General features: G+C 63.6%; 8 protein-coding genes and 2 tRNA genes. 8 read left to right on the top strand and 2 right to left on the bottom strand.

The genetic code is table 11. The features are described from left to right. Positions 1-24: 24 nt before the first annotated feature. The 3 genes from CDV44_RS17445 (at position 25) to CDV44_RS17435 (ending at position 714) form a co-directional block, all read left to right on the top strand. Positions 25-100, top strand: a tRNA-Lys gene (locus CDV44_RS17445). Positions 101-165: 65 nt separating this feature from the next. Beyond that, a tRNA-Lys gene (locus tag CDV44_RS17440) sits at positions 166-241 on the top strand. Positions 242-525: 284 nt separating this feature from the next. After that, a complete protein-coding gene (locus CDV44_RS17435; RefSeq protein ID WP_058379190.1) occupies positions 526-714 on the top strand; it encodes a glycine zipper 2TM domain-containing protein in 189 nt (62 codons plus the stop codon). Positions 715-742: 28 nt separating this feature from the next. On the opposite strand, the gene CDV44_RS17430 is transcribed toward CDV44_RS17435, so the two are convergent. Continuing rightward, positions 743-1123, bottom strand: a complete 381-nt coding sequence (locus tag CDV44_RS17430; protein WP_087689160.1) for a hypothetical protein — start codon at positions 1121-1123, stop codon at positions 743-745. 352 nt (positions 1124-1475) lie between these two features. On the opposite strand from CDV44_RS17430, the gene CDV44_RS17425 reads away from it, so the two are divergent. The 4 genes from CDV44_RS17425 (at position 1476) to fusA (ending at position 7230) form a co-directional block, all read left to right on the top strand. Next, positions 1476-1745, top strand: coding sequence for a MoaD/ThiS family protein (locus CDV44_RS17425; protein WP_087689159.1), 270 nt, complete (start codon positions 1476-1478; stop codon positions 1743-1745). Positions 1746-1854: 109 nt separating this feature from the next. Then, positions 1855-3033: a WD40/YVTN/BNR-like repeat-containing protein gene (locus CDV44_RS17420; protein WP_371328782.1), complete on the top strand. Its 1179-nt coding sequence runs from the start codon at positions 1855-1857 to the stop codon at positions 3031-3033. 285 nt (positions 3034-3318) lie between these two features. Beyond that, entirely contained in the window at positions 3319-4968 is a 1650-nt protein-coding gene (locus tag CDV44_RS17415) for a methyl-accepting chemotaxis protein (protein WP_087689158.1), read from the top strand. Between the two features lie 162 nt (positions 4969-5130). Further along, entirely contained in the window at positions 5131-7230 is a 2100-nt protein-coding gene (fusA, locus tag CDV44_RS17410) for an elongation factor G (RefSeq protein WP_087689157.1), read from the top strand. Between the two features lie 82 nt (positions 7231-7312). Here fusA and CDV44_RS17405 read toward each other — a convergent pair whose 3' ends face one another. Continuing rightward, positions 7313-8614, bottom strand: coding sequence for a hypothetical protein (locus tag CDV44_RS17405; RefSeq protein WP_141118758.1), 1302 nt, complete (start codon positions 8612-8614; stop codon positions 7313-7315). Positions 8615-8799: 185 nt separating this feature from the next. On the opposite strand from CDV44_RS17405, the gene pdxY reads away from it, so the two are divergent. Beyond that, complete coding sequence (gene pdxY, locus CDV44_RS17400) at positions 8800-9657, top strand: pyridoxal kinase PdxY (protein WP_087689155.1); 858 nt, start codon at positions 8800-8802, stop codon at positions 9655-9657. The last annotated feature ends 66 nt before the right edge of the window (positions 9658-9723 follow it).

The following is a 9723-nucleotide window of genomic DNA, read 5'->3' as shown; positions in this document are numbered from 1 at the left end:
GCCTTTTTTATTCCCGGTTGCACCGGGGCGTTAGCTCAGTTGGTAGAGCAGCGGACTCTTAATCCGTAGGTCGAGTGTTCGAGTCACTCACGCCCCACCAAGCAATACCGAAAACGGCGCCGAGAAAGGCTGTCACTTGCAGCCTTTTTTGTTCCCGGTAACACCGGGGCGTTAGCTCAGTTGGTAGAGCAGCGGACTCTTAATCCGTAGGTCGAGTGTTCGAGTCACTCACGCCCCACCAGATACCCTTCAAGGGCCGCACACTGTGCGGCCCTTGTCGTTTCTGCGGTGCCATTTCTATTTCGCCTGCGCGCGGCCTGCATGACATTCCCGCACCGGTACCCGCCCCCTCGCTTCCCCAGTCTCCCGTCGCAGTGTCTGTCGTCCTATTCCTACAGCCGATTCAGTTTCAGCCGATAGTGCACGCGCGATGCGACAACTAAGCTGTACCCATACCGCCGCGCGCTACATGGCTACGCGTGAAATACGTGAAACGCGGCTGACACTCGCTACAGGAGACACATCATGAAGACGGCGAAGTCGATTCTGGTTCTTGCCACCGCGCTCATCATGGGCGCGTCCATCGTCGGTTGCACACTCGGCGGCGCCGCAGCCGGTGGCGTCATCGGCCACGAAGCTACTGGCGGCAGCACCGCAGGCACGATTGGCGGCGCCGTGGTCGGCGGCGTGATCGGTCACGAGTTGGGCAAGTAACCGATTGGCGGCCGCCAATGCGCCCCGATTACGCGCGCCGATCGGGAGACATTAGCGGCGCGCCCTTCCATGTGGGTTCCCCGCCCACGATGTACAGCGGGCCGTTGGACGCGTACGCGTACATCACCATCGCATCGCCCGTCAGTGCCTCCACCGCTGCGCGGGCCGCATCGACGCTATCGAAGCGCTTGGCCTGCGACGTGCATACGGCGTAGTGCCGGCCGCCGCCGGGCAGGTGCCCGTCCTGCCGCCCGACAAAGGCCGCCTGCCGGCCAAGCCACACGAAGTGGCCCTCGCATTTCGCCAGTGCCGGCGGTCGCTTGACCGTCGAATCCTCCGTCTGCGACGGCTCGCCCGCCCGGTGCAAACGCAATTGCCGCCGGATCGCCGCGTCCGACCAGCGTCCCATTCCAATATCTCGTGCTTTGCTCTTCGCCATCGCTCATTCCCCCGGTGTTGGCCTGCGGCACTGCGCTCGCGGGCACTCCGATAATGGTGAACAATAAAGCGGTGAATGGGGTTGGGGAGTGTCCGATATACGATGCCGCGCCCCGGGATCACGCTTCACACGCACCGAAACTCACGGGTCGTTAACCAAAGGGTGCATCGCGTCGATCGCGATTCTCGACACCTCGATTCAGCTCGCAGCGTTTGCAGTCAGCCCGGAGCGGGCGTTATTCCCCGCCCGCTACAACGCAGCCATCACGCAACAGCGCTGCAACGCGCACTACGGGGCCACGCACCGTTGTCTACACTGAGACATGGCAACCGTCACGTTTGCACCCGCAATTCAACGTCACGTCCCCGTCGATGAACAGCAGGTCGACGGTGCCACCGTGCAATCCGCGCTCGCCACATGCACGACGCGGGCGCCCGGCTTGCGCGGTTATCTCTTCAACGATCAGGGCCGTTTGCGCGCGCATGTCGCGGTCTTTGTCGACGGCCATCTGCTCAAGGATCGCAGTCATCTGAGCGATGCCCTCGACGCAGAGAGCCGCGTGTACGTTGCACAAGCGCTGTCTGGCGGGTGAGTGGACGAATCTCTCAGCTGAAAAAAGGTTGATGCGGCGATATGCGCGAGTCGGTCTGCGCGGCCAACCGAACGAGTGAGCAAACCGCAGACTGCCGAGGAGGAGGATCGTGGAAAGCGACACCAGACCCGCACTGCGGGTCGCCACCCGCAAGGGCTTGTTCACCTGGCATCGCGACGCGTCAGGCTGGCAGTTGGTCTCCAGTACCCCTGAGTTTCCTGGTGAGCCCGTGAGCGCGGTGCTGCACGACGCGCGTGATGGCAGCGACTATGCAGCCCTCAATCTCGGGCACTTCGGCGTGAAGCTCTGGCGCAAAGCGGCCGGCGCCCGTGAATGGACCGAACTGGCGCCACCCGCCTACCCGCAAGCCGACGGCGCAGGCACAGGCGCCGGGACCGGCAACGCAAGCAGCGCCAACGACGTGGGACTTGCGACTTCCTCAGTGCCCCCAACATCCTCCGAGCCGCAAGCCCCGAGCGTCGAACTTCTCTGGACACTAGAAGCCGCAGGTCCCGACGCGCCCGGCGTGCTGTGGGCCGGCACGATCCCGGGCGGCTTGTTCCGCTCGCCCGATCACGGTGAGCACTGGCATCTCGTGCAAAGCCTGTGGGACCGCCCGGAGCGAGCCGAATGGATGGGCGGCGGCTACGACCACCCCGGGCTGCACTCCATTTGCATCGACCCGCACGACAGCCGCCACGTCATCGTGGCGATCTCGACCGGCGGCGTCTGGCGCACGCGCGACGACGGCCAGACGTGGGCGCTCGCCGCCACCGGCATGGAGGCGGATTACATGCCGCCGGAACGTCGTCTCGATCCGAACGCGCAGGACGTCCACCGTCTGGTGCAATGCCGCACCGCGCCCAACGCGTTATGGGCCCAGCACCATAACGGCATTTTCCGCAGTCTGGATTTCGGCACCCAGTGGCGCCGCATTCATGCCCTGCCGTCGAGCTTCGGCTTTGCCGCAGCGGTCGATCCGCATGACCCCGATACCGCCTGGTTCGTGCCTGCACAACGCGACGCCTGCCGGATTCCCGTCGACGCCCGCCTCGTCGTCACCCGCACCCGCGACGGCGGCGAGACCTTCACCACCCTCGCCCACGGGCTGCCCGAAACACCGTCGTACGACCTGATCTACCGGCACGGCCTCGATGTCGACGCCAGCGGGCGCACGCTCGCCATGGGTTCGACCACCGGCGCCCTGTGGATCAGCGAGGACGCGGGCGAGCGCTGGCAGTGCATGAGCACACATCTGCCGCCCATTTACGCCGTTAGGTTTGTATAGGATTCATGTCGGCGTTTACCCCGTTCGTCTGTAAGACACCTTCAGAGAGTCGTATTTCAAGTCGTATACGAAGGTAGACGGACTGGCTTCCCTCGAATCCCCCCGTCACGCGTCGCCGGACATGTCACACGTGTCGAACCCGGCGCGTGAGCCAACGTCGCGTCGTACCGTATCCCTTGTATTGACGCGTGCCGCGGCAGCCCGGCGACCACTCCTCGCAACGTCGCAAACGTCACGTCACCCGTGACGCTGCGACATCACATCCCTAAAACGGAGTCATTCCCTATGCGAATCGCCGACCTTAAAATCCGGACCCGGCTGGCCATCGGCTTCGGCACCCTCCTGGTGCTGTTGCTCGCCATGCTCACCATCGCGCTAGTACGTTTCGTGGCGATCGAACGCGCCAACGAGATGCTGCTGACCAGCGCCTGGTCCAAGGCCGATGCGGCCCACACCATCGACGCCATGGTGCGCGGCAACGGACGCCGTCTGCTCGAAGTCTTCACCACGAACGACCCCGCGCTACGCAAGACGTACAACGAGCGCATCGACGTGAACCTCGCGCGTATCGCCCAAGCCCAGCAGGTGCTGGACAAATACGTCACGTCCGACGACGGCCGCGCGCTGCTGGCCAGCATTCGTCAGCATAACGAGACATTCCAGAAGGCCCGCACCGCCGTGAACACCCAACTCGCCGCCGACCAGCGCGACGCGGCCCTCGGCGTGGTGGAACGCGAGGCCTTGCCCGCGCTCGATGCCATGCAGGCCGAGGCCGTGGATCTCGTCAAACTCCAGCAGAAGATCGTCGACGAGACCGGTGCGGCCACCAGCGCCGACATTGTCTTCGCCAAGTGGTTGCTTGCTGCCATCGGGGCGGCCGCAGCCATCGTGGGGATTGGGGCGGCATGGTCGGTCACGCGCAGCGTCACGCGCCCGATCGCGCGCGCCGTGCAGATTGCCGAGCGCGTGGCGCAAGGCGATCTGACAAGCCGCATCGAGGTCACGAGCCGCGACGAGACTGGCCAGTTGATGGCGGCTCTCAAACACATGAATGAAAGTCTTGATCAGATTGTGCGGCGCGTGCGCACCGGCACGGCGGCGATTGCCTCGGCATCCGGTGAATTGCTCGCCGGCAATACCGATCTTTCGGCACGTACCGAAGAGCAGGCGGCATCGCTCGAAGAGACCGCATCGTCGATGGAACAGTTGACGGCCACCGTCAAACAGAACGCCGACAATGCGCGTCAGGCCAGCCAGTTAGCTGCAAATGCGTCGGAGATTGCGGGCGAAGGCGGCCGCGTGGTGGAGCGTGCCGTCTCGTCGATGCAGGAAATCGCAGCCAGCTCGACGAAAATCAACGACATCATCGGCGTGATCGACGGCATCGCCTTCCAGACGAATATTCTGGCGCTCAACGCCGCCGTCGAAGCGGCGCGCGCAGGCGAACAGGGCCGTGGCTTCGCTGTCGTGGCCGGTGAGGTGCGTACGCTGGCGCAACGCAGCGCCGCTGCCGCCAAGGAAATCAAGGGGCTCATCGAGACGTCGGTCGGCAAGGTCGAAGACGGCTCGTCGCAAGTACGCGAGGCCGGCCGCACCATGACCGATATCGTGCAGGCCGTGCAGCGCGTGACCGACATCATGGGTGAGATTTCTGCGGCATCGGCGGAGCAGTCTGGCGGTATCGAGCAGGTCAACACCGCCGTGATGCAGATGGATCAGGTCACACAGCAGAATGCCGCCCTCGTCGAAGAAGCCACGGCCGCCGCCGGCTCGCTCGAAGATCAGGCGCGCAACCTGCGCGAAGCCGTCGCCGTGTTCCAGTTGCCCGGCGGGCAGGCCCTGAACCCGATGCATGACGGTGACGACCTGGCACCCGCGGCCAACACCCCGCGCGGTGCCGTACTCGCCTTCTCCCGCGAGCGCCACATCGCCTGATGCAGCAGGCCGGCGCAGGCGGCTTGCCCGCCTGCGCCAGTCGGTCGAAAAGCCCCGTGGCTGCTGGTCTTCAGGGCGAATTGCCTGCCAGCGCGGTAACGCGACATTGGAGTATGATGGCTGCTCCTATGCTTTTCCCACGCCTGGCAAAAGAGGTGCATCGTGCCCCGAGAAACTCCCATCGAGCGCTATCGCAACATTGGCATTAGCGCTCACATCGACGCTGGCAAGACAACGACGACCGAGCGGATCCTGTTCTACACGGGCGTCAATCACAAGCTCGGCGAAGTTCACGAAGGCGCAGCCACGATGGACTGGATGGAGCAGGAACAGGAGCGTGGCATCACGATTACGTCGGCTGCCACCACCTGCTTCTGGGCCGGTATGGCCGGCAACTATCCGCGCCACCGCATCAACATCATCGACACCCCCGGACACGTCGACTTCACGATTGAAGTCGAGCGCTCCATGCGCGTGCTCGATGGCGCCTGCATGGTCTACGACTCGGTCGGCGGCGTGCAGCCGCAGTCGGAAACGGTCTGGCGTCAGGCCAACAAGTACAAGGTGCCGCGCATCGCGTTCGTCAACAAGATGGACCGCGTCGGTGCCGATTTCTTCCGCGTGTACAAACAGATTCACGAGCGTCTGCGCGGCAACGCCGTGCCGATTCAGATTCCGATCGGCGCCGAAGACAACTTCCAGGGCGTGGTCGACCTGGTGAAGATGAAGGGCATCGTCTGGGACGAAGCGTCGAAAGGCGTGAAGTTCGACTACATCGACATTCCCGACAATCTGAAAGCAAGCGCGCAGGAATGGCACGACAAGCTGATCGAAGCGGCGGCCGAGGCTGACGAGGCGCTGCTCGAGAAATACCTCGGCGGCGAAGCCCTCACGGAAGACGAGATCAAGGCCGGCTTGCGCAAACGCACGGTCGCCGGCGAGATCGTGCCGATGCTGTGCGGTACGGCCTTCAAGAACAAGGGCGTGCAGGCCATGCTCGATGCGGTGATCGACTACCTGCCCTCACCGGTCGACGTGCCTGCCATTGCCGGTCACGACGAAGACGACAAGGTGATCGAGCGTCACCCGGCCGATGACGAGAAGTTCTCGGCCCTCGCGTTCAAGATCATGACTGACCCGTTCGTCGGCCAATTGATCTTCTTCCGCGTGTACTCGGGCGTGATCGAATCGGGCGCGACGGTCTATAACCCGACCAAGAGCAAGAAAGAGCGCATGGGGCGCATTCTTCAGATGCACGCCAACCAGCGCATCGAGTTGAAGGAAGTGCGCGCGGGCGATATCGCGGCTGCCGTCGGCCTGAAGGAAGCGACCACGGGCGACACGCTGTGCGACCCGGACGCGATCATCATCCTCGAGAAGATGGAATTCCCGGAGCCGGTGATTTCGCAGGCAGTCGAGCCGAAGACGAAGGTCGATCAGGAGAAGATGGGCCTGGCGCTCAATCGTCTCGCGCAGGAAGACCCGTCGTTCCGCGTGCAGACCGATGAAGAGTCTGGCCAGACCATCATCTCGGGCATGGGCGAGCTGCACCTTGAAATTCTGGTCGATCGCATGCGCCGCGAGTTTGGCGTGGAGGCGACCGTCGGCAAGCCGCAGGTGGCCTATCGCGAAACCGTCCGCAAGAAAATCGAGGACGTGCAGGGCAAATTCGTCAAGCAGTCGGGCGGACGCGGTCAGTACGGCGACGTGGTGATCACGCTCGAACCCGACAAGGAAAAGCTGTACGAATTCGTCGACGCCATCAAGGGCGGCGTGGTGCCGCGCGAGTACATCCCGGCGGTGGACAAGGGCATTCGCGAGACGCTGCCGAACGGTGTGGTCGCCGGGTACCCGGTGGTCAACGTGAAGGTCACGCTCACGTTCGGCTCGTACCACGACGTGGACTCGAACGAAAACGCGTTCCGCATGGCCGGTTCGATGGCGTTCAAGGAAGCGATGCGCCGCGCCGAACCGGTGCTGCTCGAACCGATGATGGCGGTGGAAGTGGAGACGCCTGAAGAGTTCATGGGCAACGTGATGGGCGATCTGTCGAGCCGTCGCGGCATGTTGCAGGGCATGGACGACATCGCGGGCGGCGGCGGCAAGCTGGTGCGCGCCGAAGTGCCGCTGTCGGAAATGTTCGGCTACTCGACATCGCTGCGCTCGCTCACGCAAGGCCGCGCAACGTACACGATGGAGTTCAAGCAATACGCGGAAGCCCCGAAGAACGTGGCCGAAGCGATCATTTCGTCGAAGAAGTAAGCTCGCCCCTTACGGGAGCCAGCCACGCCCGCTGCCGGGCCGTCATGAAAGATGACGGCGATCCGGCAGCGGGCGTTTTCATTTACCCCGAGCGCGCCAGCACGCCCAGCGCGAGATCCATGGCGATGTCTCGCCGGTCATCGGCAGAATCCACGGCGGCCATCTGCTTGTCGAACGCGAAGTAGTAGTCCATCAACGCCGCGTATTCCGGACGGGCATTCCCACCTATCTCGATGCCATCCTCGTTGGCCTTCATCATGTCGACCATCGTGCGGATGCCCGGCACCCAGTCATACAGCACATGGGTCACGAGGTGCGGGCCGCATAGATCACTCAACGTACGTGTGAGCCACGCATCCGGTGCTTGCGTCGGCGCGCACAACCACTCGCGATAGCACGGCGGCGCGCCGTCGCCAGTCATCTCCTGCCACTTGCGCCACATGTTGTCGTTGATGGCTTCGATGGCCGGATTGCCCGGCAACGACGCCATGATTCCCACATGCAACGGACTGTATTGGCAAGCATGAGGCGGCACGATGAACCCGCTCACCGCCACGTCGGCCAGCGCCAACGCCTCAGGCAGCGTCAGCGGGCCAAATCGGAACTTGTCGCGCGGATCGAACAAGATGCCACCGAGTGCGTGCAGCACCCGGTAGCGCACGGCGTCGTGTGGCGCGCTCCAGTATTTCGCTGCCGTCAGCTCACGGAACATGGCAAACGACGGCGAAGCCGCGAAGTCGCGAAAAAACGGCTCGTCGGTGAGGACTTTGACTGTGACGTTCGGCAAACCATCGAGTTGCTGGTGCAACGATGGTGCCTGCGCACGCGACTTCATGACGTGAAGTTGCACGGCAAATGACGGCGACGCCTTCTCGAAACTACGGCCCAAACGCGCGATGTTGGCAAATATCCATGTCGACATCCTGCCACCGAGCCATACCGTATGCGCCACACGCGGCAGCGGTTTGCGCACAGCCTCCGGCGGCAAAGATACGGCGTGCGCGGCAAAGCGATACCCCATGCGCTTGAGCCGGTATCGCTGCTGTACGGCACTCGTCACAGCGTCAGTGTCCGGCGTCGGCGCAGCGCGCTTGAACCACTCGTCGACCACCCCCTCGTTGCCGAAGTACTGTCGCGTGCCATCGAGACGTCTGGCGTACCAGAGGTCATAGGCCAGATCTCTGTGCACCGGCACTTCGCCGCCTTCGAAGCGAATGGCGAAGGCGAGCGTCTCGGGCTTCAGCACGGCCTCGGTGCAATCGAGTTCGTCGGCAAATCGCCGGGCGATGACGCTGCGCCTGGGCGTTGTGATGGCGTCTGGCGTCGCGGCAGACGTGGCGGCAACAGAAGCGTGTGGCCGTCTGGATGAAGTGGACGAAAGCATGAGCCGGAATGGGGAAGTGTGAACGGAATGAACACCGTATCCGGCTGCGCCGCGCCTGCTTTTGCAGTCCGCCCGCCGCCCTTGGCATTGCATCCCGGTAATGCGCGGTGCTACGCTGACCGTCTGTCGCTTTTGGCATGACGCGTTTTGCGTTACCTATGGCTCAGCCTTCCCGCCTCGTCACCATGAAAAACATTCTCAGCATCCAGTCGCATGTGGTCTTCGGACATGCCGGCAACAGCGCCGCCGAGTTTCCGATGCGCCGTCTTGGCGTGAACGTCTGGCCGATCAACACGGTGCAATTCTCGAATCACACGCAATACGGCAAATGGACCGGACAGGCGCTGCCGAGCGAAGAAATTCTGCGGCTGGTCGATGGCATCGCCGATATCGGCGAACTGGCCAATTGCGATGCGGTGCTCTCCGGTTATCTCGGCGCGCCCGAGCAGGCCGGCTTCGTGGTCGAGGCCGTGCGACGCGTGAAGCAGGCGAATCCGGCGGCGATCTATCTGTGCGACCCGGTGATGGGGCATCCGGAGAAAGGGTGTCAGGTCAAACCGGGCATCGAGCAGTATCTGGTCGAACACATGCCGGACGTGGCCGACATCATGACGCCCAATCATCTCGAACTGGAAAAGCTGTCACAGCATCCGATCGATACGTTCGACGATGCGCTCGCTGCCTGTCGTGCGCTGCTCGCACGCGGGCCGAAGATGGTGCTGGTCAAGCATCTGGAATACACGGGCAAACCCGCCGAGCGCTTCGACATGCTCGTGGTCACGGCCGACGAAGCCTGGCATGGCTCGCGCCCGCTCTACCCGTTCTCGCGCCACCCGGTGGGCGTGGGCGACCTGACCTCGGGCATCTTTCTCACACGTCTGCTGAAGGGCGATACGGTGCGGGCCGCGTTCGAACACACGCTGGCCGCCGTCGATGCCGTGCTGTCGGTCACGCATCTCGCCGGGCGCTACGAGTTGGAAATCGTTCGCGCACAGGACGAGATTGTGAACCCGCCGCGCCGTTACGAAGCGCGGGCGGTGTAAGGCGACTGCGCGGCGCTATCGCGGATAACGGCAGGCGGCATCCGCCGGGGCCAACGCCTCGACAGA

Source organism: Pandoraea sp. PE-S2R-1, from assembly GCF_002179865.1.
Taxonomy (GTDB): Bacteria; Pseudomonadota; Gammaproteobacteria; order Burkholderiales; family Burkholderiaceae; genus Pandoraea.
This window is presented reverse-complemented; position numbering and strand designations above follow the sequence as displayed.

Coding starts and splice junctions, on each gene's coding strand:
- CDV44_RS17430 (WP_087689160.1), bottom strand. CDS start 1,123: ATGGGACGCTGGTCGGACGCGGCGATCCGGCGGCAATTGCGTTTGCAC.
- CDV44_RS17425 (WP_087689159.1), top strand. CDS start 1,476: ATGGCAACCGTCACGTTTGCACCCGCAATTCAACGTCACGTCCCCGTC.
- CDV44_RS17415 (WP_087689158.1), top strand. CDS start 3,319: ATGCGAATCGCCGACCTTAAAATCCGGACCCGGCTGGCCATCGGCTTC.
- CDV44_RS17435 (WP_058379190.1), top strand. CDS start 526: ATGAAGACGGCGAAGTCGATTCTGGTTCTTGCCACCGCGCTCATCATG.
- CDV44_RS17405 (WP_141118758.1), bottom strand. CDS start 8,614: ATGCTTTCGTCCACTTCATCCAGACGGCCACACGCTTCTGTTGCCGCC.
- pdxY (WP_087689155.1), top strand. CDS start 8,800: ATGAAAAACATTCTCAGCATCCAGTCGCATGTGGTCTTCGGACATGCC.